We start from the raw sequence: 23,794 nt of genomic DNA, 5'->3' as shown, positions 1-23,794 counted from the left end.
TAAATCCGCTTTTACTATGGTTAGTATGTACTATCAGTAGTAGAATAGTAAAGTAGTATTCACTAATAGTAGTATCATGTTATGACACAGATAATTGCAGTATTAAATCACAAGGGTGGTGTAGGGAAAAGTACGACCGCAGTAAGCCTTGCGGCAGCTCTGCAACTGAGTAAGAAGAACGTCTTGGCTATTGACATGGATGGACAAGCCAACCTCACGGAAGCCTTGGGATTGTCCATCGAGGAAGAACAGACAGTCTATGGCGCAATGTGTGGACAGTACACCTTGCCGTTGGTCAAGTTGCACAACGGCATCACCGTCTCACCCTCATGCCTTGACCTGTCTGCGGCTGAGTTAGAGCTTATCAGCGAGCCGGGACGGGAGCTTATCTTGAAGGGACTTATCACCAAAGCCATCGCCAAAGAGCATTTCGACTACATCATCATCGACTGTCCACCGTCATTGGGCTTGCTGACCTTGAATGCCCTCACCGCAGCCGACTACATCATCATCCCTGTTCAAGCGCAATACCTTGCCATGAGAGGTATGGCAAAGTTGATGGACATCATCCGCATCGTTCAGGAGCGGCTCAACTCCAACCTTAAAGTGGGCGGCATCGTCATCACCCAGTTCGATCGCCGCAAGACGTTGAACCGAAGCGTGAGGGAAATCGTCAATGACAGTTTTCACGAGAAGGTTTTCAAGACCGTCATCCGTGATAATGTGGCTTTGGCAGAAGCACCCATCAACGGCAAGACTATCTTTGAGTATAATCCCAAATCCAATGGTGCCAGTGATTATATGTCTTTGGCAAAAGAAGTGTTAAACTTAAAATAGCATAGCCATGAGCAAGAGCAGTATGTTGAAAGAGGGAATGAAAGGCGGTCTCAACGGACTCCTTTCTTCCACAAAGAAGCCGAGTAAGGAGCAGATAGTCACAGAAACTACACCAGCACCACCTGTGTCTGTTTCTGAGACTACCGAAGTGCCGGTGCATTGCAATTTCCTTATCAACAAGAGCATCCACACGAGGATGAAGTACCTCGCCATCAAGAAAGGGATGTCCTTGCGTGATATTGTCAATGAGGCAATGACAGAATACCTAAAGCGGCATGACACATGAGTGCCGCGCGGTATCATCGCCGAACAGACGATGATACCGCTATCTCTTCTATAAACAGACTTTACTATCCGTAGTATGGTAGTAAAAACTATTCGACTATTATACTATTCGTAGTCGATACTACTTTTAGAAAATACTATCCAACTCATTTTTAGGGCAATAGTTTTCTCTGCTTGTAGGACTGTCTCCATGCTGATAAAAGGCAATGTCGTTCCCTATTACAAGATTTTCTCTTTTTCCCTCATATCAACTATCGTCCTTCCCCATATACAGCTTCGCCCCACGCCATCCCGCCCGTTTCCTCTTTTACATAACAGATTTCTTTTCGCCTGCCTTGCCGCTGCGGATATTGTTTTGCAAAGGTAATGCTGGCGATTGTTCAAACACCAAATCGTCCATTGCATTTGACCGAAAAATCTTCCTCTGCGTGCAGAGCGTATTTTTCGCTCCCGATTTGGCTTTTTGATCGCCATCACTCTTGGAAAGCAAAAAATATCCCTTGGGCAGGCAGGAAAAGCCTCCGAAATAAGGGAAGAAAAAACATAAGAGCAATGGCACACAAGAATGACTATCAAATCCAAAAGCAGTTAGACAAGCCTCAGACTTGGTTCTGCAAATACTATCCCGCACGCATCCGCAATGTGGGTGAGAAGGAGATTGCCGACAGACAATTAGTGTTTGACTTCAAGGACGGAAGAGCCTACGAGGAAGTGGCGCAGCGCACCGCAGAGAATATGCTGACACTCTACGGCAAGGGTTGCGTGAACATCGTCTTCGCCCCCGTTCCAGCATCCACAAGCGAGAGCAACGAACTCCGCTACAAGGCTTTCTGCCACAGGGTGTGTGAATTGACAGGAGCGGAAAACGGCTACGAGCACGTGAGGGTATGCGGAGAGCGTAAGACCATCCACGATAACCGCAAGAACGAGGATGAAGTCCGCAAGGCGAATGTCGTTGAGTTTGATGAGCCGTTCTTCGACAACAAAATGGTGTTGGTCTTTGACGATGTGATAACCAAGGGTCTCAGCTATGCCAAGTATGCCAACCAACTCGAAAGGCTCGGGGCATGTGTTATTGGCGGTATGTTCCTCGCACGCACACATTATAAAGTAAGGTAAAGTATGACAAAGTACGACAAGGCAGTGTCCGTATGCTTCAGCGGACACCGCAGCGTACCTTTCGCCAAGCGGAGGGAGTTGAAGCAATGTCTCAAATCGGAGATAGCCAAGGCGTATGCCGACGGCTACCGGTATTTCTATTGTGGCATGGCAATGGGATTTGACCTGCTGGCGGCAGAAGCCGCCCTTTCGTTGCAATGCGAGTTGAAGGACTTGCAGGTGATAGCCGTTGTGCCGTTCCGTGGTCAGTCTGACCGGTGGAGCAAGGAAGAGCAAGCCAAGTATGATGCCATCCTGCGCATCGTGGATGACGTGGTCGTATTGAGCGAGCAATACTACAATGGCTGCCTTCTGAGGCGCAACGACTATATGGTCAACCGCAGTTCACGTCTCATAGCCTACTTCGATGGCAATCCCAAGGGCGGCACGTTCTACACCGTCAGAGAAGCCAAGAGGCAGGGATTGGACATAGTGAATCTTCATAATAGTGTATAACCCATAAAACAGAAAATGCTTATGGACGATATTGTTGCAATCATCGTTTGCTACTTCGTGTTCGGAGCTTTGGGCAATGTGCTCAGAGCTTTGTTCGGCGGAGAGAGACGAAACGACTTCCGCCGTGACCGCTAAGCGTCTTTAAACCAAGATACGCTGACAGCCATACGTCTGCACCTTACCCCAAAAAGATGCAGCGGATAATTGTGTCCGTAGGCAAGGATATTCAGATTCCTCACCTTAACATTTTGATAAAAATAAAGATACTGCTGCCTATATTTCAAGACAGCAGTATAAACCTTACTCTGCAGGTGCCCATTTGCAACGCACAGGAGAGACGATTGCACCCTCTGCTTTCAGCTGCTTCATGGCTGCATCTACCTCTTTGCGGTCGAGACCGCTGAGTTCTGCGATTTTACCTGCGTTGAGAGGCTGACCAGCCTCTTTCATTGTTGCCAATACTTTTTCTTTTGCGTCCATTGTTTTGATGATTTGATGTTTTGTTTATAATCTTGTTATTAACTCTTGTATTTTGTCTTCCCTTATAATCTTCGGTTGTGCCTTACCTGCCAGAACGAGAATTTTCTTCCCGTTTCTGTAGATGTGCAGCTGTCTGCTTCGTACCACTGCTGTCAAGGTCTCATCATCCTGCATGGCTTGCCATATAGGATAATACACACCTTCTGGTTCAAACAACTTCTTCTGAAGGTGTGAGCACATGTTGGTTGTATCTATTGTCATATCGTTACGTCATATCATTAACATGATTCTGCCAGCTTCTTTTGTGAACATTTCAGGGAAACGGCAGATTGTTGCATACACCTGCTTGCTTGTCACAGGCTGACCGTCCTTTCTCAGGTGCAGCCTATGACGATTGATGGCATCGGCAATCTGGTCGGTTGTCATGCCGCCATTTCGCTTTACCATCACATATACTATGGCTTCTTCTATCTTCATCCTTTATTCATCTGTTTTTCAATCCATGCCATCAATACGGCAACAGCATATTCCTGTTCTTCCTTGGTCAGTGCCCTGCCTGCTGAGATGTGATGCCACTTGAAGAAGCATCCCCGGCAACAACAGCCAGTGGCATGTTGAGCCAGGAAAACAGGATGCCCACGCATGGGAGTCTGCTTGCCGTCGTTCGGTATGACAGCCGGAGCAAGTCTTTTTGCCACAAAGTCCTCTGCGTGTTTTCGTATCGTCGGCAATCCCTTTTCCATTACATACTCCCTGTCTTGCTTGGACAGATGGAACCGGCTGCGAAAATCAGACTTTGCCAATCTCTCAAAGAGATTCGTCAGGTCATACTCTTTCTTATCACCAGGAACGCTTTCTTGCGGCTCTTCCTCTTGGAACAACGATGGATATATGTATTTCTGTGACATCATTATCTGTTGCTTCTGATTTCTAATGTTATATCCATATATGACCGCTTGCCGTCTATATAGTCTGCATAGAGTATTTCTTCGCTTCTGCCTTTCAGAATATGGCACTTACCGCACAGCTCACAGTTGTGCAGACATCTCCATTCATTCAGAACGTAATCCAAACGTTCCTCTCGTGTAGATGATTCAATAGAGGGTGTGCTCATAATCAGTGTCTCCCACAGCGTGGTCAATCAGTGCCTGAAACTCTTCTTCCGTATAGTCTTCTTCCCAACCATACGTTACGTCCTTTATGCCCAAAGTAAACCCTAATGCCTCAGAATAGGATATGCCAATTTCAGCTGCAAGGTCTCTTGCCGCTTGAAAAATCTGCTCTTCTTTGCTTAAGGGCAGTTGTTTCGCTTTCTTATGTTTTTTCTTTGGTTTCCCCATTTGAGTATATTCGTTTAATAATCAGCGTTGATGGGCATCTTGAAATTCCTGTATTTCTTTCGGAGTTCCTCATTTTGCGCCTTCATTTCCTCATACATATCATTCAGTGCGTCAGGAAATCCCCATCCACAAGGGCTTGCCCAACGAAGGCATTGCTTGATTCGGGAATCATACTTGTCCCAAAGGTCATAAAGCACGATGTGGCGCAATGTCTTGTCGAAATTACTCTCAACAGAATCATAGAATTGCTCCCACATGTCTCCATAGTCATAAGTGAACTGACAGGCATTCTCCATATAGAACACCATCAATTCTGCGACTGAATCTTCCGAAGGCTTCAGTTTCTTGAAGTCGGACAATGCCTTGCGGCACACTGAGAAGCGTGTCTTTGGCTCTCTGTTTCTGCTCGGATAGAACTCTTCCCGTATGATGTGCTTATACTCTTCCAGCTTCTGGCCCTCATTCGGCTCTGCATAGAAGTCAAGATATTCCTTTGCCTCTTTCCGTGCAGAATAAAGTTCCAATACCATTTTTATTATTTCACTCTTGTCCATGGACATGAGGACAGACTTTAATTTAGATTTTGACATTTCTGCTCTTTTATCTTAAAAACGGGTCAATCGTTGCCAGCAACTCTGATTTCTGCATCACACCGCTCGTCCTCCACAACACTTCGCCGCGTCTGAACAGCATCAATGTGGGCACAGACTGTATGCCATACTGACTTGCAGTCACCCCATACTTGTCCACATCTACCTTGATGATGCGGATTCTGTCACCCAACACTTCCTTCACCTGCTCAAGGATGGGGTGCATCATCTTGCATGGCTGGCACCAGGTGGCGAAGAAATCGACCAAGACAAGTTGGTCACTTGATATAACGTCTTTGAATGTTTCCATTACGATTTTCTGTAAAATTATGCTATTTTCTTTCCTGTTATCTTACAATACTGCCCTGCAAATGTTAAAATCGAGAAGAATTCAATGAAAAACCTTCGTTATTTCAAAGAATATTCGTACCTTTGCAGCGCTCATCTATAGATAGAAGGAGTTTCGAGACCCGGTTGCCTTTGATGCAATTCGGGTCTTGCGTTTTATAGTGGTGTCTGCAATCTCTTTTTCATCTTCTTTTCCAAAGCCTTTAGTCCATACTCTTTGTTAAGATGGTATGCTGTCAACAGATAGAATCCGTTGCTACGTTGTTGTTCCAAGACAATAACATACTTTTCCACTTTATCATAGATGTATGTTTTCTTGACCTTACGCTTTTTGCCGTCCCTCTCTTCTATGGTAAATACATCCAGATTGTCTGGTGTCAATTCTCTCACATGGTGATTTATCCAATGAAGCCTTTGTGAACGAGCCATCTCGAATACTCGCTTTGGATAAGTCGTACCGTCTTCGTTCTCAACCATGATTTCTTCACAGGTAAGATGCTTGAACAATCTTGCCATGTCAATCTCGCCATCTGTCTTTATAGGATAGATGCGCCACCCTCTGAATGAGAATTGACAGTTATCTTCTATATCACGCTTGAATATTGCATGAAGATCATGCTCTCTTTCTCGTTCACTGAGATATGCCAGTTCCAGCAGCTCAGGGTATTTCTTGATAATATTCAAACTGCTCATTGGCTATTTCAGTGCGATAAAAAACAAATTAAACTTCTTTCTAAATTTGGGAGTTGTGGTGTTGAGACTGATATTACTGTGTTTTTTTATCTTTTCAATCAGCTTCATTTTGGCTCTCACCCTTCCTTCAACTTCTCCCTTTTCATATCTAAGGTTGTAGTTGATGGCTCCCATTAGAACATCTGCCAATTGGATGAAGACACTTTCGTGTGAACGTATAAACTGAAACCTGCCAATGGAAGAGTTGTATTCCATTATTTTTCTGAGCCTCTCCAGCTTATCGCTACTGCATGTGTCCTTGATATCCATATATATGTTATATGTATAATCCATGTCCATCTTGTGATGCAGCAATTGGTAGTACATGCGAAAGTAGAAATCATTAAACGTATAGTCTTCTCGTTTCTCGTCAATCTGACTCTTGTCAACAACCACAGCCCTAAATTCCATGTCATTCATAAAGAACCAGTCTATAAGCTCTGCATAGACTTTATACGTGGCCTCGTGGACATTTGTCCATTTCAGCTCATCACTATAGCCGTGCTTCTTCTTAATATCTTTTATGGCATCTTTTGCCATGCGGATTTGTGTGTATGCTATACTTGTACATCCCAAAAGCATGTAGGGATGACCGTCATGCACCATGTGGGTGCTTTCATCACAGTAGATGTTGAATGTCTTATTCATTGTATCTGTTTTTTGTTTATTCTTTATTCCTTTTCTTCAGCGGTCCACTATGAGGTCCACGGTTCAGCGTCACACCATGCTTGTTGAGTATGCGGAACACGGAACTTCGGCTTGTGAAGCCGCTGATGGCAAAGATGTCATCTATGCTGTGCCCCTCGTTGTACATGTTCACGATATTCTTCTCACGCTCCAGTTTCGACAGTGCCCTTTCCGACTTCTTGGGCGGCCGGATATTCTGTTGCAGATGGATGATGTGTGCCGATGCCTTGCGCAGCACGGCACACTCCTCAGAGAGTGACCCGAACATACGGATGACCTGTGAGGGCTTGGTGTCGGGGAAAAGTTCGTCAAACGTATCGATGCGGTCTTGGATGGAGATGATGCGAACCACCTTCACACGGCAGTATTCTATGAATGTAGCCAGTTCACGGGTGCCACGCAGTGCGTTACTGAACCTCGACACCACCAGCTCGTCGCCGCGCTCCAGACTCGATATGAGCTGCTTCCACATCGGGCGCAGCCTCTCGTGTTCGGACAGTTCCTCTATCACCTGAACACAGCCGTATTGCTGCATCCAAGCCTTGTCTTCTGCATACTCTTCGCCATTGGTGGCGATAAAGATGTAACCTACTTTTGCCATACTGTTGTACGCTATTAAATGAAATCAAGTGCAAAGGTACACTATTTTTCCGAGAAACAATCATACTTGAACGAAAAATCATACTTAAACACGATAATTTGCCATTTTCTTTTCACTTGATTTCATTGAAAATCATACTCGCAAGTATGATACACAAATAAGATTAAACTTACTGTCATTCTTGCAAATATATCGCTGAAACGCATTAACTTTGCACCGTCAATTTCAAAATCAGACTCAAAATAATGACAACAATGAAATATGAAACCCAACTTTTCGGAGGACAAACCAACCTCCATTGCATGAAGCAAATATTGCATAATGCAAAATCAAACTCGCATGGCTGTATCAGACTTGCCATTTGTATTGCCACTGCGTTTGCCGTAGTCATGCTGACAGCATGTTCAGACGGAAACGGCACGAAGTCGTTCCATTCGAGCGATGAAGCCATCAGAGAGTATCATGGCTTTCTGACCACTCTTCGACAGAACGGCAAGGTCTCAATTCAGACATTAGTTAAGATTGTCAACGAATGGCGCGTGTTGGACGATTCCGTGACATCGTGCATCTCACGTGACACTGTCAGGAAAGCCCACTCATACCCGTTCACGGTATATCATGAGTTGAACGACTCCATCCACATCGAGCTGTGCCGTATGGCGATGTCTAAGCAACGCACCTTTCACGACCTGCTCTATCTCAGAGAACAGACCTCTTCCCATGTTGGTGATGAGGAACTACAGCAAGCCGTGAAGGAAGCACAGCCATTCTTCGCTTCCTTGGATAGCCTGCCTATATATAATAAAGGTGGTAAACAGGCGGTACTGAAGCGTTACCTGCTGTTCCTGCAAAAATCCGCCAAGCAAGGCATTCACGGCAAGGAAGACCTGCTCGCTTTCATCAAGGAAGAGCATTTGTATTTCAAATCCTTCCTGCAATACCTGCCGGATTTTGCTGACGATGACATCGGTGACATCAGACGAAACACCGAACACTGCTGTCGGGAGATACTCCGTGCCGCCGACCGCAAGGATTTGTCCCACAAGGATGCAATGATATACCTCTCCATGCGCACCAACCACCGTCTGCTGCGCAACGCACAAGCGGCTATCGAGGATCTGAATAGTGGCAGGGTAAAGGACGAGCACACCATGCACGCCTACCTCCTGATGATGATGCAGCCGTTCATGACGATGGATGACCTTTCCGTGAGCGTGCTCTCCGACAAGGACAAGGCAGACCTCTACAAAATAGCCGATGCGCTCCCCAAGGAGATGGACGGTCTGGCCAAGAAACTGCACCTCGACAAGCAACGCCTGTCGGATATGCCCATGCTCATGATGAAGATTTATGTCACAAGATTATAAACACCCCAAACAGAGAATACGATTATGTTAGAACAGTTTTGCGATGATTTCCTTGCCGTCGTGCCTTTGCAGTTGCCAGAACTGCTGGACAAGCGCAAGATGGAGAAGCCTGTCAAGTATGACGATTACGTGCTTCTTACTTTCCAGTTGAACACCCCTTTCACGATAGAGGAGGTGATGGATATGCTCGAAGACGAGATGGAAATGATAATCCTCTATCACCACATTCCAAGCCGTCATACGGAGTTCGGACACAGCTGCTGTGCCTATTCCAACCCTTCTTTCGGACGGATGTTCAAGGTCAACGGCTCCACAGATGAGCGTGGCATGGTCAGCCAGATAAAAGTGACCATCTATGACTCGCTGGAGCACATGTCGGCAGATGTATGCCTCGACCTCAGTCTGCATTGCAAGAACGGGTTCTTCAAATACATGAAGCCCAAGGAGGAAGTCCTGCTCGACTTCATTTGAAAGTTACATTTGCCAGATGACAGTCCTGTTCTACCGCAACAACGCTCCATTCTGTTGTCCACAACAAAGGCCAAAGTCATGCCACAAGCTCCCGACCATCTGATGAAGGAAACGCTTTACATGAAGATTATCCATCTTCTCGACCGTCACCGCACATGGCTGGAGATTGAGAGCATCGCCACTGTCCGCAACCACACGATAGTCAGGAACGGCAGAATGACCGACATCCTCAGCCGTGTGCTTGTGGTCAAGGCCATCCACCATCATTTCCCCTACACGAGAGGGCAAGTGTGGCAGATAGCCGAGTACGACTTGGAACAGGCTATCAAGAGCCTTCGGACAACCGACGGAGCTTTCCGTCAGAGAATAATCAAGGGAGAACTGACACTGGAGGATGTGGAGCGTATCATATCCACTGCCACACACGGTGTCGTCCAGCCCGACCTGAGTCCACTTCCATTATTCACATGCTATACATATTATGACAAGTAAGATACTGTTTCTCATCCTGATGTCAGCGTTCTTCTTTGTGACGATGATTCTGCACAGAAGCCGCAGACAGTTTATGACACGGTTCTATCTGCGCATGACCGCGCTTGTGACAGCAAGGAAGCTCTACCGGTTGATGCTGCTCATCCTGCTGTACGTGTTCCACTTCCTCTACCTCTGTGTACACTATAACGACATAGGCGTAGTGGCTTCCACCATAGCGTTTGCCATATTCTTTGTCTTTATGGATGTGGAGAGGTGGCTACAGCGTCTGCACGAGGAGCGGACACCCTTCTGCATCGCCGCGTTGGCGGCAGTGGTGTTTGTCTTCACTCCTCATCTGTTCACGCTTGCTGTCACCATCTCCTTTGTCCTTCTGGCATCACTGTTCTATCCCTCGCGCATAGTCATATCGCTGTGGAAGAACAAGGCTGACCGCAAGATGCTCCTCGAAGACACAGAAATGCTCATCATATACTACTATTAAGTATCACCTGTATCATGCCGTTCCTTTTGTATAATGGAGCTGGCGACAAACAACAGTATTCACCAAACAGATTATTGAAATGAAGAAACAGAAACATAGAACGAGTTCCGGCAAGATGTCTGAACGGATGTCCCTGTTGGAGTTCTTGAAAGAGAGGTCCGGGATAAGGCTGTCGAAGCTCGAAGCCTACCTTGACCTTGTAGACAAGGCTTCTGTACAGTACATCCCCAAGGATCTGTGCAAGCAGGAGTTCAGCCTGTCCAACGGGCAGTTTGTAATCACCATTACCGAACTGGCAGGATGCTGGCATTGGCACCGCGCCACTGTCCGCACCTTCATCGAGCAGTTGGAGAAGATGAACCAGATTTCCGTCACCCGTCTCACGAAGAGCCAAATCATCACCATCCCGATGTTGGCTGAGACACCTGCCGTTTCTCCGATTGACGCAGCCTTGGATGTGTTCCGCCAGAAGATGTGTACCGCATTGGACGAATGGCGAAGCGGCAAGATGTCCGCATCGGCTTGCGCCTCGGAATGTGAACAACTCTACGAAGATGCAACAGAGGAAGTAGCCATTATCTTGCAGAAAGCCGACAATGGCAATTCAATTGGCAAGGTGCCATGCGGAAGAAACATTCCCGAATCTGTAGGACACGCCTTTTGTATGACTGCACTCACAGCTGTCTGCGAAGCCACCTTCCATCAGGTGCTTTCGCAGGAAACAGATAACGCCCTCGTTACCTCCCTTCTTCCCTTCTTTTACAAAGACCTGGGAGGAGACTGGCTCTCATTCATCGAGGCGGCAAAGGCAATATCAGAATTGGCATTGGATGGCAGCTCACCAGCCTTGCATCAGGAAAGCGCAGCCATCAAGTCACAGTTTCAGTCACTCTGCCGACCGTTCCTTGCCATTGTAGCCAACCAAGAGGGCTCCTGTCCATCAAAAGGCTGTATTAACCTCTAATAATCACCGTACAACGCTTCTTCTTTTCTACTGGCACAGTGTTTACACGTCTGCCATTGCTGTAAAATAATCGGGCTTGCCCGTTGGTCGGAAATGAGGGAATTTGGGTAGCCTAATACCCCTCTTGGTCTCCGACCATCGGGAGGCTGTCCTTACAAGCAGCAAGCTGGAGACAGGAGAGTTGTACACACATAAAAGGAAATAGGTTATGGCAACACCAAAACAGGTTATGGATTTCCGACCATCTAAGGGAATCACCACAGCACAGAGCAACGAGCACCAACGCCGTTGGACGGAAAAGGGTTGGGGATCCGCTGAATCAACAGGCAACTACGACCGCAGCCGTGAGCGGCTCAACTTCGAGGTTCGGGGCGGCAAGGTTTGTCCTATAGACAAGAGCCGAAGCATCCCGGAGCGCATGGCAGACATCCTGCGGAGCCGTGGAATCAAAGACCCCAACGAGGGACTGGCAGAGCCACGCTTCCGCACAGTGGTCAATTTCATCTTCGGAGGCTCACGAGAACGTATGACAGAATTGGCATTCGGTGACCAGAAGGTGAATCTCACTCACGGAGCGGACAATTCGCATCTAACCCGATGCAAGGACATTGAGGAATGGGCAAAGGATGTTTACCGCTTTGTTGCGGACAAATACGGTGAGGAGAACATCGTCGCTTTCATCTTACACTTGGACGAAACCAATCCGCACGTTCACTGCACCCTCTTGCCAATCAAGGACGGCAAGTTTGCATACAAACAGATATTCGCCGGAAAGGACAAGTACGAGTTTTCTGCCAGGATGAAAGCCCTGCACAGCGAATTTGCCGATGTCAACAAGCGTTGGGGCATGGAGCGCGGAACTTCCGTCTCAGAGACGGGAGCACGCCACCGCACCACCGAAGAATACCGCCGCCAGCTGTCAGAACAGTGCACCACCATTGAGCAGTCCGTCGCCACCCATCAGCGGACACTCGCCTCGCTCCAATCGGACATCCGTCTGGCAGAGCGGAGAGTAAAAGGACTCACCTCAATGGTCAACAACCTCTTGCAGGAGAAGGCTGAGAAGGAGGCGGCACTTGCTGAATTGCATCGGCAGATTCTTGCAGGTCACGACAATCCTGATGCTCTCCGTCAGCAAGTCCAAGAGCTGGAGCAGGAACTGTCCGCTATCCAGTCGAAACTGGACGACAAGCAGGAGAAGCTCTCAGAGGCTGACCGCAAGCTCGATGCCCTGCGTGAGGAGATGACCGCCATGAAGGAGCGCACGGAGGAGTTGCGGCAGGAGGCACACAGATATTCCGATACTATCCGACAAGGTGCGGACACCGTTCTCAGAAATGCCCTTCTCGAAAACATGGTCAGCGAGTTCTCCGAACGTGTGGCACGGCTTTCCAATGAGGGCAAGGACGTGTTTGACGGTTCCCTGCTTCAGGCCTTTGCGGAGAATGGAACGGAGGTGATGTACTGTGCCACGCTTCTATTCCTCGGCTACGTCGATGATGCCACCACCTTTGCCGAAGGTCATGGCGGTGGCGGCAGTTCGTCCGACCTCAAATGGGGACGTGACGATGACGAGGATGAACGCGCTTGGGCACGCCGTTGCATGATGAAAGCTGCACGCATGATGCGCCCCTCTTCCGGCAAAAGGAAGAAACGATAAGCGGCACTGTCACGTATCACCTGTTATAGTATTCACCAGATTAAATTGAACAACATGAGAAAAATACTTATTCTATCCCTTGGCTTCGCCCTTTCATTGGGTGCGCAAGCCAAAGACTATCACCGCACGGCGGACACCACCACCGTTGTATGCAGACTTTCGGCAGACGGTATGCTTCGTCCGCTTAAACCTTCCTACATGAAAGGGGCATTGGTAGCTTCGCCATGGACGGACAACTGGTTTGTCCAAGCGGCAGGAGGAACTACGGTCTTCCTCGGCAAACCGCTCGGATGCAACGACCTATTCGGTCGCATGAAACCGGCATTCTCCGTGTCGATCGGCAAATGGTTCACACCTTCCGTCGGCGGTCGTCTGAACTATGGCGGTATGCAGTTCAACGACTGCAACAACTCCTCGCAGGACTACCAGTACCTGCGTGCTGATTTCATGTGGAATGTCCTCGGCAACCTCTACAAGGACGATGTACACACTCTTGCCAGATGGAGTGTCATTCCATACGTGGGCGTGGGTATGCTGCACAACAAGGTGAATGCCCACAAGCCCTTTGCCATTTCCTACGGCATACAGGGGCAGTATCATCTCTCCCCACGCATTGCTGTTACGGCAGAGATAGGCAACATGACCACCATGCAGGATTTTGACGGCTATGGCAAGGCACACCGCCTTGGCGACCATCTGCTGTCCGCATCCCTCGGCCTCTCTGTCCGCATCGGCAAGACTGGCTGGAAGCGAGTGATAGACGCTCGCCCGTACATCGCACAGAACGAATGGCTTTCGGCATACGCCTCATCCCTTTCTGACAGCAACAGCCGCTATCACGCCCAGCACGATCGAGATTGTCAGACTCTGGAGCAGCTGCGCAAGATTCTTGCCATCGAGGGACTTCTGGACAAGTACGGCCACCTCTTTTCTGACGATGCCGCTTCTTCCGTCACAAATGGCTATCCTCGAAACGACTACAGCGGTCTCAACTCGCTGCGTGCAAGAATGAGAGACAAGTATGGTAATGGTCAAAAGACAAAGGTCATGGAGTCCGCCTCTTGTACAGAAGAATATGGCAATGCTGAAGGTGAGCCGGAAGACGATTACCTATCGCTCATCCACTCAGGAAAGGCTTGCATAGGTGCGCCCATCTATTTCTTCTTTGAACTTGGCACTGACAGGTTGCTCAACAGGTCACAGCTCGTCAATCTCGACGAAGTAGCACGCATCGCCAAGAAATATGGCTTGAAAGTTAAGGTCATCGGCGCTGCCGACAGTGCCACAGGCAGTGAAGCCATCAATGATAACCTCAGCCGTTCCCGTGCCAGATTCATTGCAGAGGAACTGATGAAACGTGGTATGGAAAATGGCACCATCTCTCAGATTTTCGATGGCGGCATTGACGATTACTCGCCCAATGAGGCGAACCGCCATACCAGAATCCTGCTGTATCTATAGCCAGACATACAGCTCCGAACAAGAGCACTAAAACTTTTTTTTCATTGATAAATTTTAGAAAGGGAGGGCTTGTCCGTGATGGATAGGCCCTCCCTTAATCATATATGTATTAACGCATATTCTATGCGCATATCTTTTTTTTATCCGTGTTTCTCAGTACTTGACCAGTCAAGCAGGAAGTCATATATACTCATTATCTGTATGCCGTTTTCGTCGCTCCACTGCTTGGTATGTTCTCCCACGATCAGCAGTTTGCGGAAAGAGTCATCTACAAGACGCAACGACCGTTTCTCCTGTTCCATCTTTTCTGCATCGGGCATACGCCACGCCGACTGGATGTAGATCCGCTCGCTCCCTTTGTTGCAGACAAAATCCACTTCCAATGTCACCCTCTGCTGCTTTCCTTCCGTATTCCTCACTCGATGATAGACGTTACCCACATCCACGAGCCATCCTCGCATACGCATCTCATTGTAGATGACGTTCTCCATGATATGTGTCGGCTCGCTCTGACGGAACGACAGAATAGCATTCCTCAGACCTACGTCCTGATAATAATACTTGGACAACGAACCTATGTATTTCCGTCCTTTGATGTCGAACCTTTCGGATTTTTCGATAAGGAAAGCATCCTGCATATATTCCAGATAAGCCGACACTGTCTTGTCGGTTATGCTCTGCACATTGCTTACGGACTTGAACGTATTGGCTATATTCAGTGCATTGACAGGTGCTCCTATACTGGATGCTACGGTCTTCGACAATTCTTCAAATTCAGGTCTCAGTTCTATGTTGTTCCGCTCGTAGATGTCACGTAGATATACCGTGCGATAAAGGCGACGCAGGAAATCAGCCTTCTTCTCATCCCCAACCTGTGTAAGTAGTTGCGGCAAACCTCCGTACAGTCTGTATTCAGCCCAACCGTCTTCTTTCGAACCATCATACACCGTCATGAACTCCTTGAAGGATAGTGGCCACACATGTATCTCGTCACCTCTGCCTCGGAATTCCGTCACCAGGTCAGAGGACAGGAAACGCGAGTTGGAGCCTGTGACATACACATCCGCCCCTTCGGTAACTGACAAGGAAGAGAGCACCTCTACAAAGTCTTCCACCTCCTGCACCTCGTCGATGATGATATAATAAGTCTCATAGTCAATCATCATCTTTTCCACCCAGTCCAACAGGTAGTCCGGGTTCTTGAACTCTCTGTTCTTCCTACTCTCCATGTCGATGACGAGAATATGGTCTTCTCTCACGCCCTCATCCAATAGATGCTGATGAAAGAGTTTCTTCAGAAGGAACGACTTGCCTGAACGTCGCAATCCTGTGATTATCTTTATGAGCCCGTTGTTCTTTGAACGGCTCAACTGTTCTATGTATCTATATCTGTTTACTATCATATTTTACGAAAAACTGTCACTTGTGACACTTTTTCGGAGGCAAAGTTATATATTTTATCCTAAATCAAAGAAAGAAATAAAGAAAAATGCACTAAAAATCAATGATTTTCCTGTTTTGTAGTGTCTATTCCACTTGCCGATGCCCATTTTTCTTTGCAAAGTTACTGCCCGGGCGAATGGTCAAGTACCGCCATGCTAACAGGCAGAGGACTGAACGACAGCTTTCCGCAAATCAAAGATTTGGGTATTTCATTAACTCCTCCGTCTGTTTTCTTGCCTTATCGCCCTCATTCCGCAGTCTTTTGATGCACGAAAAATCAGTTCCCGACAAGAGGAGCCGAAAGGCTTCAAAAGGAGGGAAGAAAAACAAGTTGAACAAATAATTTCTTTGCGTATGGAATTACACAGATTATCAGAAAACGAGCAGGCATTTGTCGAGTGCTTCTCACGGTTCGTAAACGGTCAGATGGGGTCAGCCGCCAAGGTAGGCAATGCCCTTGCAGATGACCATCGCTATCTTATCAACGAAAAGGGCAAGGTGGTGTTTGCCTTCTTGGAACGCCTTGCCAACGACTATCAAAAAGGTCGTTATGACCAGCGTGACGAGTGGGTGTGCCGATTGGCAGCAGAGGCCATCGAACACCTTGTAGAGAACAGAATGTATTACAGAACACTTAACAACGATTGACTATGGCAAGCAGATTGATTACACCCGTATTGGAGGAGATACTGAAATCCTATCCTCTGTATTCACAGGACGGCAAAGGCAAGGATGCCGTTTGTGTGGCAATATTCTTCATCGGACACGTCCGTTGGTTCGTACTTGAAGGACAGCCGGAAGGTAACGACACCACGTTGTTCACCATCGTATGCGGTCTGCATGAAACGGAGTATGGCTATACCTCCGTCAATGAAATGGAGAGCGTAAAGGTGGATGGCTCCAAATATGGAGTGGACGAGATATTTCAAGTGGAGCAGTTGGACGGCTTCAAGCCGGTGAAACTGAAGAGCATTCCAGACGAGGATTTACAAGCATTCCTTCATAATATGGAATGACCCCAAATTAAATCAGCCGCAGGGACATTACTCCTTGCGGCTGACTATTGTTAGTACCTACTATGAGTAGTAAAGCCTACGATTAGTATATACTACGATACTACTCTCATCTTCGGAAAGCGGACTTGGCAACGTGCTCCTCTTGTACCTCTTCCTTCTGGTACTCCTCCATGTCAAGCAGTTGCTCATACGCAGAGCTGATGTTTGCGTCCATAGAATGGTTGTGGCTGAAAGGGAAGGTATGCTTCACAGAGAGTCCTGCATTGGTCACAGTCCCCACATCCAGGCTATCCTTATCCTTGTTATATTGCAGGTTCAGCAAACCACCATTCGGCATTTGGAATATCGGCATTTTTCGCTGCGCCAATTCCGAAAACTCTTCGGCGGTCATCTCCCTCGCCACAGCCTTCACGTCCTCACTGGCACGTCCTATGCCATAGCGAGTGATATGGTCACGCACTTCTTGCTCCGTATGCTTCAGGAACACCTCATACGTACCGCCGACACTCCCGTTATAGACCACTGCAAAGTCCTTGTCCTCTATTAGCAGGTCATCGCCTCTGTTCTGGCACGGCTTCCTGTAGGTCTGCTCCTCGTCCATGCCGTTCCCGTCATAGTATTCCTTGGCAAGCGTCAGCAGTCCTTGATAGTCACCTTTCTCCTTTAGCTTATCCAGTTCCGATGTGTCATCCGTTGATTGGAGATAGGCGATGGAGGCATAATAGACGTTTTCTTTCGATTGTGAAGGCTCTGTCAGGCTTTTGTACTGGGCAAAAGCCTCCTGATAATTGGTGTCAAGGTCTTTGCCGTGGTCGTAAGGAACAGAGAGTTTCACTTCCAGACCGTTACTCGTCGGCACAGCAATCTTTACAGAGTCCTCCTTCTCATGATGCTGGATATATACAGCAGAACCATTATATGCCAAGACTGCATGGTCGCCGTCATCTATGGATAGATAACTTTTCCCTTGCCCGTTTTCCTGCTCAGCCTTTTTCTCCTGGTCTATCTCCATAGCAATCTTGTCGATATGCTGCGTGAGCATTGAGGTAGCTTTTTTCACATCGAGTAGCGTGGTCTTGATGAACTGCGGCGACTCCTTCAGCGAATCCAGCCAAGACTTCAAATAGGCAGCCGAATCTCCTTTCAGATGCTTTGTCATGCCATACCGCTGAGCGGTCAGCGCAGCCGTCAGTTCTGCCACCAGTTCCTCGCGTGCATACTCTGCCGAGCCGAAGGTAGCGGGCTTGATGCGGTCTAACTGTCCCTCCGCACCCGTGGAGTGTCCCATCTCGTGGAAAAGGTTCGAGTAGAAAGACTCCCCATCCTTGAACTGCCTTTTCTCAGGCATCACAATCTCATTCTTGCTGATGGAGAAATAGGCGGAATCACCGAACATCGGTTTGATGGGACATATCCAACGGTTGTCCGCTATCATCCTATCCACGGGTTCAAAGGCAAACTGCTCGTCCTTCTCTACCTTGGGCATCGAGTATTCCTGTTCCAGTTTCTCCCAAAACTCTGGTCTGACCTCCTTCAGGTTGGTCTGCGCCACATTGAAGACATGGTAAGTCTGAAGCTTTGGATATACATTGTACTTTTCGCGCTCTTCCTGAGAGAGCAGTTTGTAGTCCTCCCACTTGATGTGTTCCTTTGTTTCCTTATTGACCACCGTAAACGTGGTGAGCATCACGGGGAAAGAATGCTCACCTTTCAGTACTGACACACGGGGCTTCTGTTCCTCGTCTTTCTTGCCAGTTTTGTTAAACTGCTGTATGCGGTCGAAGGTACAGAAGCGAGGAATCTTGTAACCCTCCTTCTCGCAATGCAGGAGCAACATCATAGCGTTCATGCCATTATATTCTCGTCCGTTCAGGTTTTTCGGCCATTGCAACGCACCTTCAGTAAACCAGGGCTTTTTCCATCCGTCTTTGCCCGACAGCGACTGAATACGCTCAATCATCATATCGGCAAACAGGTCGAGTGCCTTGTCTTCGGCACTCGGACCTTCCTTAGCATAAGGCTTTCCCATAGTCAATTAACCATTATAGGGCTGCGGAACATATTCGCTCATTTCAGACACTCGGCAGGAGAAGTCCAGTTTGTCATTGAAGACACTGACAGACAATGCCCCTTTGATGTTCGCTTTCACGCCTGGTTGCAGCCATGCCTCGCATTTGCCATCGAATAGGAAGAAACTTACCCAGATGTATTCAAATCCGTCCTGTACTTTCTCTGCGCTGAAAGCGGAGAACTGGCAGTACGGCACACCATTCTTGTCCGTCTTGTCCTCAATGCTCTTGCCCACCTTGCCGCGGAACTCCATCACGCCCTTGATGCAGTCCTCTGCCTCGTCAGGCTGGTGGCTGATGCTGCTTGCCGACAGGTTGAAATAAAGGACATCGCCCCATTTTCTTGGTACCAATACACCGGCTACCTCAATGCGTTCGCCGATGTTGCAGCTGCCCACCTCCGTCAGTGTCCCATCTTTGATGACCGACACCTCGATGGTCTTGTTAATCCCGCTCTTCGCTGGAATGACTACGTTCATGGCAAAGCTCACGAATGCCTTGCCCTCCTTGTTCGTGCGGCAGGTCGCAGCCTTGCTGACCGTTCCGCACACTGTTACATTACATTTGATCATTGCTCGATACTATTTGAATTATACATATCCATCGTCCAAGTGAAATGTCTTAGCAATGACAATAATCTCTTTTCAATCATCATATACTAGCGCACGTATCAGTTCATAGACTATCCACGCTGCTATGATAAGTTGGAAGCCGAGATAGATGATGGCCACGGTCTGACCGAAAAGCCATTGGGTAAGCATGAAGTGTCCTGCCACAGCTACCATACCCACCAGCAATGTACACAGATGACTTGCTATCCTTTTCATTTCCTTTGCAGATTTTGTTGTTGACTCTCAGCCTCCATCCCTTGCTCGAAGTTCTGCGAAGCCTGCTGTGTCGCCACGATGCCTGTCACCATTCCCGCAATCTTCGTCCGTTTGCTTTCTTCCGACAGATTGGCATTGCCCAAAATGAGCGACAGGCGGTTCATCTCCGAGGAGGTCAGTTCACGGTCAATCTTCACCGTACCGCTCTCTGCATGAAGCACAGTCTTGCCGTTCTCACCCACAGTAATGGTGCATTGCCTCATGCCTGGAACAAGCGAGGTCAAATCTACGAGCCGGTTGGCTGCCATGGCAGAGATAAGTCCTTTTTGTCGTTCCTCATCATTGCTGTCAATCTGCGCTGCCAACATCATCAGCGACATGAAGGTGGTCATCGCCATGTCGAGTATAGGGTCATTCGTTCCCGAAATGCCCACGCCGCTGTCCTCCGAGGAAAGGATTTTCTTCATCCAGTCCTCCGACGAAACCTTCTGCTCCTGTGGCGCATTGCTCTTGTATTTTGCCAACAGGTCATTGCCGTTATGCAGGGCCTGTAGCTTGATGTTGCCTTTCTGTCCGATTTCTGCCAGATAAGCGGCTGGATCCATATCCCTTTTTGAGCCGTCAGCCGATACACTCTTCACTCCGAAATGCAGATGCTCGCCAGTGGTTCTGGTGCCGGTATTTCCCGACACCCCCAACTTCTGACTGGCATTAACCACGTCACCTACCTTTACTGCTATGTCAGACAGATGCAGGTAGGAGCATTGCACCTTGCTGCCATCCTCACGGCTGTATTCCACGGTGACGGATTTCCCTCCTGCCGTGTTCGCATTATGGTTCACCGCCACCACCTTGCCGCCGTTCTCCGTGGCCAACACCGCCTCATGGTTCGTCTTGATGTCAATGCCCTTGTGCATCTGCTGCTTGGTGGCATCCATCGGATCCTGGCGATTGCCGAAAGGCGAGGTGATGAAGAGAAACTCCTCTCGCTCCACAGGAAAGGAATACCCGGCAGACTGCGGTACATGGGCAGCAGGCATTTCTCTACGAGGATTATTCTCCACCCCGAACGACCGACCTTCTGCCCGCATCTCAGCCATCACCTCACTGTCATACTTGTCCAGTCCGTTGGCTTCAATGATGCGCTGCAGACTTGCAGCATAACCGCCGCCCGTGGCATAGCCGGCACGCTCAATGCCCTTCGTCCATCCCTTGTAGTCGTCAGGCGACAGCGTGAAGCACTGCGCATAACGCTTGTTCTGCTTCAGGAACTGCGAGTGATGCTCATAACTGTCACCCACGCTTTTGTACTTACAGAATTTCTCGTTGGGCCTATCATCCGTATAGACTCCATACTCTCCGCCATTCTTCAACCACGATGCCGTAGCCTTGATGCCAAAGTGGTTGTTGCATTCGCGCGACAGTTGGCTCTGTCCGTTGCTGCTCTCCAGTATGGCTTGCGCCAAGATGACGGAGGCAGGAATCCCATACATCCGCATCTGTTCTTTGGCTTCCTCCGCATATTGTGCGGCATACGCTGCGTTCTTTCCCATAAGCCTATCTCCTTAGACTGGTGTGTTGTTCTGTTTCTTGACTTTCCTGTGCCATCTGCTTTCCTGTCTCTTTTCCAGGTGACACCATCTCCGTAATTCCACGCTTCGATGATGTTGTCTGCTTCGGCATTTCCAACTGGTCACAGATGGCCACCCGTTCACCAGCACGAATGAGCTTCGGCAGATAGGTGTCGAGGGCATGATATGGGAATCCTGCCATTGCCAACGGCTTGCCTTCATCATCCTTGCGCCCATTGCTCTTTGTCAGCGTAATACCCAATATTTTGGATGCCTTCACCGCATCATCCTTGTAGGTCTCATAGAAGTCACCGCAGCGAAACAAAAGAATGGCATCAGGATGCTTCTTCTTCAAGTCAAGATATTGTTGGACAAGGGGAGAGACAGCAGCCTTGACAGCCTTTTCATCCTTCTTTTCTTCTTTCTTTTCCTCTTGTTTCTTCTCTTCCCTTTGTTCAGAGCTTTTATCTTCCTTAAGTACCACTTCCTTCTGTTCATCATGCTTATCGACAATTGCCGTCTCCGCTTGCTTCACCTCCGTCGCTTCTTCCTGCTTCTCTTGTGTACTTTGCTCGACATTGTTGTCTTTCTGCAATACATCAGCAAACAGCGAGGCGGCAAGGTTCTGCTTGTAGGAATCCCTGTCAGGAGCCACCCACAATCGTTGCCATTGTGACGGACTGACACTTCTCGGCTGCAACTTCTTGCCGTCAATAGTGGCTGCACACAGGCATTCGCCCGATTTGGCACGGAATACTGCCACACGCTGGATGCGGTTCAAATCAACCTCCTGCTCATTACCTCCGAAGATGTCCACCTTCAGGTCGGGTTTCGCCTCTGCCATAGCATAATACTTCTGTGCCAGTTCCTCACGCACACGCTCGATGTTGTCCATCGACTGCTTCAAGGTGGTGAAGAAATGATTGAGGTCTCCTTTGTCGGGATAGACGGCAAAGCCCTCCTTACCTTCGGGCTTGATGTACAATGCCCACCGCTCCTTGTCATCCTTTACCAACTGCACATTGTCGAAACCGATGTCACGGCTGTGGGTTACGGCCTCAGAAGCATCCAACGAGGATAGGTCTTCGATAGACCAGTTGCGCAGTCTTGATACCGTGATTTTCTTGTCGGCGAAATAACTGTCGTCGGGACGGAAGCCCAAGGCTCCGTCGGGATTGTAGAAACGCACGTTGTCATAACCCTCTTTCTGCAAGGCATTGGTGAAGCGTTGCTTGTTCATGCCCTTGATCTCGTTGTTCACCTCCAACGATGCACCCTGTGGCAGCACCACATCGGCGGTCTTGCTGGCATCATCACGCACGATGACCACAGTACGCTGCTCCTCGTTGGGATGCTGCTTGATTTCGTCTGCTACGAAGTAGTGGTTGGGCAACTGCACCTGTATCTGCGCCGTCTCTCGCTGATGCTGGTCGGTGGCATACTCCACCTTTTCACCCAGTTCGGCTTTCTTCAACACCTTCAGCGCACCGTTCACCTCACTCTCGATGGCATCAATCAGACAAGGGTCTTCCTTCAGTTCCCTCGTCCAATAGTCCACCATGCTAAGGCTGTCCTTTGACAGACGGGCAGGCAGTCCCAGTTCGAGCATCTTCACGCCCGAAGCTATCTCAGTGATGAGTCGTTCCTTCTTCACGGCATCCTCCGACGGGGCTTTGCCGTTCTTCATGACCATGCCCTCACGTGCCAACCGCTGCTGATGACCGGTGGCAGACACCAACTGACGCATCATCTCCTGTACATAGTCATTGTAGTGCTCGAAGTCACGCTGCCGTGGCAGGTAGATGACATCCTTCTCGGTGTCGTAGTGCGCCACACCCGTGCCGTCCTGACGTACATTCACGAGGTTGTCCTTCATCTTCTGAAGGAATCCGTTGACGCACCCATGCAGCTGCTTGTCCTCCTTGTCGCCATAACCTCTATCCTCCACCGTGCCATCCTTCTTCAATGCCGTAGTGTAGGCTGTTTCGTTAGCCATAGGCAGTAGCGTCTGGTCGATATTGAACAGCACACGGATCTCACGGTTTTTCACTCCCTTGTACTGCTGTTTGTCCTGTTCCGACAGTTCTGCGTATGCCTCCTTGGTGATGACATCGTCGGGATTGTTGCGGTTGACGTACTTATTCCAATTGTAATACAGGAACGGCACACCTTTCTCATGCTCCCTCACGCTCTCACCCCGTGCCTTCGCTTCGGAGAACTGCGTAAACAGATTGCTCTTGCAACCCTTGGCATCGGAGTCAAGGGCAAGGACAAGGGCATTGAACGGACTGACCGAAAAGCCCTTGGGATAGAGCTTCGGATAGAGTTTGCCGCTTGCATTCAACCAATGTCCCTTGGCATCCACCGCACTCGTCAGTGCCTCAGTGAGCAGCGACACCTGCTTCTCCGCCGTCCGCTTCTCAAATTCTGATTTCTCTTTCATGCTTTTATCTTT

Annotated in this window: 30 protein-coding genes; 13 read left to right on the top strand and 17 right to left on the bottom strand. The window is 48.6% G+C overall.

Translation table 11 applies throughout. From position 1 onward, the window contains the following. Positions 1-81: 81 nt before the first annotated feature. Positions 82-837 (top strand): ParA family protein, encoded by a 756-nt coding sequence (locus HMPREF2794_RS02210; protein WP_005816319.1) that lies wholly within the window; start codon positions 82-84, stop codon positions 835-837. Between the two features lie 7 nt (positions 838-844). Next, positions 845-1,123, top strand: coding sequence for a plasmid partition protein ParG (locus tag HMPREF2794_RS02205; RefSeq protein WP_005816317.1), 279 nt, complete (start codon positions 845-847; stop codon positions 1,121-1,123). A gap of 306 nt (positions 1,124-1,429) precedes the next feature. Here the strand turns inward: HMPREF2794_RS02205 and HMPREF2794_RS27480 are convergent, their stop codons facing one another. Further along, positions 1,430-1,681 carry a hypothetical protein gene (locus HMPREF2794_RS27480; RefSeq protein WP_225494525.1) on the bottom strand — a complete coding sequence of 84 codons (252 nt, stop codon included), beginning with the start codon at positions 1,679-1,681 and terminating at the stop codon, positions 1,430-1,432. Here HMPREF2794_RS27480 and HMPREF2794_RS02200 point away from each other — a divergent pair. Further along, the gene (locus tag HMPREF2794_RS02200) at positions 1,675-2,241 is read left to right on the top strand and encodes a hypothetical protein (RefSeq protein ID WP_005816315.1); all 567 of its coding nucleotides are present in this window, start codon (positions 1,675-1,677) and stop codon (positions 2,239-2,241) included. The genes HMPREF2794_RS27480 and HMPREF2794_RS02200 overlap by 7 nt on opposite strands. A 3-nt stretch (positions 2,242-2,244) precedes the next feature. After that, a complete protein-coding gene (locus tag HMPREF2794_RS02195; RefSeq protein ID WP_005816313.1) occupies positions 2,245-2,736 on the top strand; it encodes an SLOG family protein in 492 nt (163 codons plus the stop codon). 300 nt (positions 2,737-3,036) lie between these two features. Here the strand turns inward: HMPREF2794_RS02195 and HMPREF2794_RS02190 are convergent, their stop codons facing one another. The 10 genes from HMPREF2794_RS02190 to HMPREF2794_RS02145 all read right to left on the bottom strand — a co-directional run bounded on the left by HMPREF2794_RS02190 (position 3,037) and on the right by HMPREF2794_RS02145 (position 7,514). Continuing rightward, positions 3,037-3,216 (bottom strand): transcriptional regulator, encoded by a 180-nt coding sequence (locus tag HMPREF2794_RS02190; protein ID WP_005816310.1) that lies wholly within the window; start codon positions 3,214-3,216, stop codon positions 3,037-3,039. Positions 3,217-3,240: 24 nt separating this feature from the next. Next, a complete protein-coding gene (locus HMPREF2794_RS02185; protein ID WP_005816304.1) occupies positions 3,241-3,477 on the bottom strand; it encodes a hypothetical protein in 237 nt (78 codons plus the stop codon). Between the two features lie 9 nt (positions 3,478-3,486). Beyond that, on the bottom strand, positions 3,487-3,693 hold the full coding sequence (locus tag HMPREF2794_RS02180) for a hypothetical protein (protein WP_005816302.1): 207 nt from the start codon (positions 3,691-3,693) through the stop codon (positions 3,487-3,489). Further along, on the bottom strand, positions 3,690-4,127 hold the full coding sequence (locus HMPREF2794_RS02175) for a DUF4186 domain-containing protein (RefSeq protein ID WP_005816300.1): 438 nt from the start codon (positions 4,125-4,127) through the stop codon (positions 3,690-3,692). Before HMPREF2794_RS02175 ends, HMPREF2794_RS02180 begins: the two co-directional genes overlap by 4 nt. A gap of 183 nt (positions 4,128-4,310) precedes the next feature. Continuing rightward, the gene (locus tag HMPREF2794_RS02170) at positions 4,311-4,556 is read right to left on the bottom strand and encodes a hypothetical protein (RefSeq protein ID WP_005816298.1); all 246 of its coding nucleotides are present in this window, start codon (positions 4,554-4,556) and stop codon (positions 4,311-4,313) included. Between the two features lie 14 nt (positions 4,557-4,570). Then, the gene (locus HMPREF2794_RS02165; protein ID WP_007837469.1) at positions 4,571-5,146 is read right to left on the bottom strand and encodes a DUF6155 family protein; all 576 of its coding nucleotides are present in this window, start codon (positions 5,144-5,146) and stop codon (positions 4,571-4,573) included. Positions 5,147-5,156: 10 nt separating this feature from the next. Beyond that, positions 5,157-5,456, bottom strand: a complete 300-nt coding sequence (trxA, locus tag HMPREF2794_RS02160) for a thioredoxin (RefSeq protein WP_005816294.1) — start codon at positions 5,454-5,456, stop codon at positions 5,157-5,159. A 194-nt stretch (positions 5,457-5,650) separates the two neighbouring features. Continuing rightward, on the bottom strand, positions 5,651-6,187 hold the full coding sequence (locus tag HMPREF2794_RS02155; RefSeq protein ID WP_005816292.1) for a hypothetical protein: 537 nt from the start codon (positions 6,185-6,187) through the stop codon (positions 5,651-5,653). A gap of 3 nt (positions 6,188-6,190) precedes the next feature. Then, positions 6,191-6,874 (bottom strand): DUF3800 domain-containing protein, encoded by a 684-nt coding sequence (locus HMPREF2794_RS02150; protein ID WP_005816290.1) that lies wholly within the window; start codon positions 6,872-6,874, stop codon positions 6,191-6,193. Between the two features lie 16 nt (positions 6,875-6,890). After that, positions 6,891-7,514, bottom strand: a complete 624-nt coding sequence (locus HMPREF2794_RS02145) for a recombinase family protein (protein WP_005816288.1) — start codon at positions 7,512-7,514, stop codon at positions 6,891-6,893. A 254-nt stretch (positions 7,515-7,768) separates the two neighbouring features. Here HMPREF2794_RS02145 and HMPREF2794_RS02140 point away from each other — a divergent pair, with 254 nt between their 5' ends. From HMPREF2794_RS02140 to HMPREF2794_RS02110, 7 genes are all read left to right on the top strand, one after another. Next, a complete protein-coding gene (locus tag HMPREF2794_RS02140; RefSeq protein ID WP_005816286.1) occupies positions 7,769-8,881 on the top strand; it encodes a hypothetical protein in 1,113 nt (370 codons plus the stop codon). A 24-nt stretch (positions 8,882-8,905) separates the two neighbouring features. Next, a complete protein-coding gene (locus HMPREF2794_RS02135) occupies positions 8,906-9,352 on the top strand; it encodes a hypothetical protein (protein WP_004319947.1) in 447 nt (148 codons plus the stop codon). A 78-nt stretch (positions 9,353-9,430) separates the two neighbouring features. After that, a complete protein-coding gene (locus tag HMPREF2794_RS02130; protein ID WP_005816283.1) occupies positions 9,431-9,844 on the top strand; it encodes a hypothetical protein in 414 nt (137 codons plus the stop codon). 73 nt (positions 9,845-9,917) lie between these two features. Next, complete coding sequence (locus tag HMPREF2794_RS02125) at positions 9,918-10,328, top strand: hypothetical protein (protein WP_008766906.1); 411 nt, start codon at positions 9,918-9,920, stop codon at positions 10,326-10,328. Positions 10,329-10,407: 79 nt separating this feature from the next. Next, entirely contained in the window at positions 10,408-11,292 is an 885-nt protein-coding gene (locus HMPREF2794_RS02120; protein ID WP_005816280.1) for a hypothetical protein, read from the top strand. A gap of 208 nt (positions 11,293-11,500) precedes the next feature. Continuing rightward, the gene (gene mobV / locus HMPREF2794_RS02115) at positions 11,501-12,952 is read left to right on the top strand and encodes a MobV family relaxase (protein WP_005816278.1); all 1,452 of its coding nucleotides are present in this window, start codon (positions 11,501-11,503) and stop codon (positions 12,950-12,952) included. A gap of 54 nt (positions 12,953-13,006) precedes the next feature. Then, positions 13,007-14,413 carry an OmpA family protein gene (locus HMPREF2794_RS02110; RefSeq protein ID WP_005816276.1) on the top strand — a complete coding sequence of 469 codons (1,407 nt, stop codon included), beginning with the start codon at positions 13,007-13,009 and terminating at the stop codon, positions 14,411-14,413. 140 nt (positions 14,414-14,553) lie between these two features. Here HMPREF2794_RS02110 and HMPREF2794_RS02105 read toward each other — a convergent pair whose 3' ends face one another. Next, positions 14,554-15,816, bottom strand: a complete 1,263-nt coding sequence (locus HMPREF2794_RS02105; RefSeq protein WP_005816273.1) for an ATP-binding protein — start codon at positions 15,814-15,816, stop codon at positions 14,554-14,556. Between the two features lie 394 nt (positions 15,817-16,210). On the opposite strand from HMPREF2794_RS02105, the gene HMPREF2794_RS02100 reads away from it, so the two are divergent. Together HMPREF2794_RS02100 and HMPREF2794_RS02095 are read left to right on the top strand one after the other, a co-directional pair. Continuing rightward, positions 16,211-16,504, top strand: coding sequence for a hypothetical protein (locus HMPREF2794_RS02100; RefSeq protein WP_005816271.1), 294 nt, complete (start codon positions 16,211-16,213; stop codon positions 16,502-16,504). A gap of 2 nt (positions 16,505-16,506) precedes the next feature. Next, positions 16,507-16,872 carry a DUF2958 domain-containing protein gene (locus HMPREF2794_RS02095; RefSeq protein ID WP_005816269.1) on the top strand — a complete coding sequence of 122 codons (366 nt, stop codon included), beginning with the start codon at positions 16,507-16,509 and terminating at the stop codon, positions 16,870-16,872. 106 nt (positions 16,873-16,978) lie between these two features. On the opposite strand, the gene HMPREF2794_RS02090 is transcribed toward HMPREF2794_RS02095, so the two are convergent. From HMPREF2794_RS02090 to HMPREF2794_RS02070, 5 genes are all read right to left on the bottom strand, one after another. Further along, complete coding sequence (locus tag HMPREF2794_RS02090) at positions 16,979-18,901, bottom strand: zincin-like metallopeptidase domain-containing protein (protein WP_005816267.1); 1,923 nt, start codon at positions 18,899-18,901, stop codon at positions 16,979-16,981. A 6-nt stretch (positions 18,902-18,907) separates the two neighbouring features. Further along, entirely contained in the window at positions 18,908-19,513 is a 606-nt protein-coding gene (locus HMPREF2794_RS02085; RefSeq protein WP_005816265.1) for a hypothetical protein, read from the bottom strand. Between the two features lie 72 nt (positions 19,514-19,585). Next, on the bottom strand, positions 19,586-19,768 hold the full coding sequence (locus tag HMPREF2794_RS02080; protein WP_005816263.1) for a hypothetical protein: 183 nt from the start codon (positions 19,766-19,768) through the stop codon (positions 19,586-19,588). Continuing rightward, on the bottom strand, positions 19,765-21,321 hold the full coding sequence (locus HMPREF2794_RS02075) for a glucosaminidase domain-containing protein (protein WP_005816260.1): 1,557 nt from the start codon (positions 21,319-21,321) through the stop codon (positions 19,765-19,767). The genes HMPREF2794_RS02080 and HMPREF2794_RS02075 overlap by 4 nt, the downstream gene beginning before the upstream one ends. A 4-nt stretch (positions 21,322-21,325) precedes the next feature. After that, positions 21,326-23,782, bottom strand: a complete 2,457-nt coding sequence (locus tag HMPREF2794_RS02070) for a MutS N-terminal domain-containing protein (protein ID WP_005816257.1) — start codon at positions 23,780-23,782, stop codon at positions 21,326-21,328. Positions 23,783-23,794 lie beyond the last annotated feature (12 nt).

The organism is Bacteroides sp. HMSC067B03, assembly GCF_001811315.1.
Lineage (GTDB): Bacteria > Bacteroidota > Bacteroidia > Bacteroidales > Bacteroidaceae > Bacteroides > Bacteroides faecis.
Note: the sequence above shows the minus strand (reverse complement) of the source record. Positions and strands in the feature narration are given on the sequence as shown.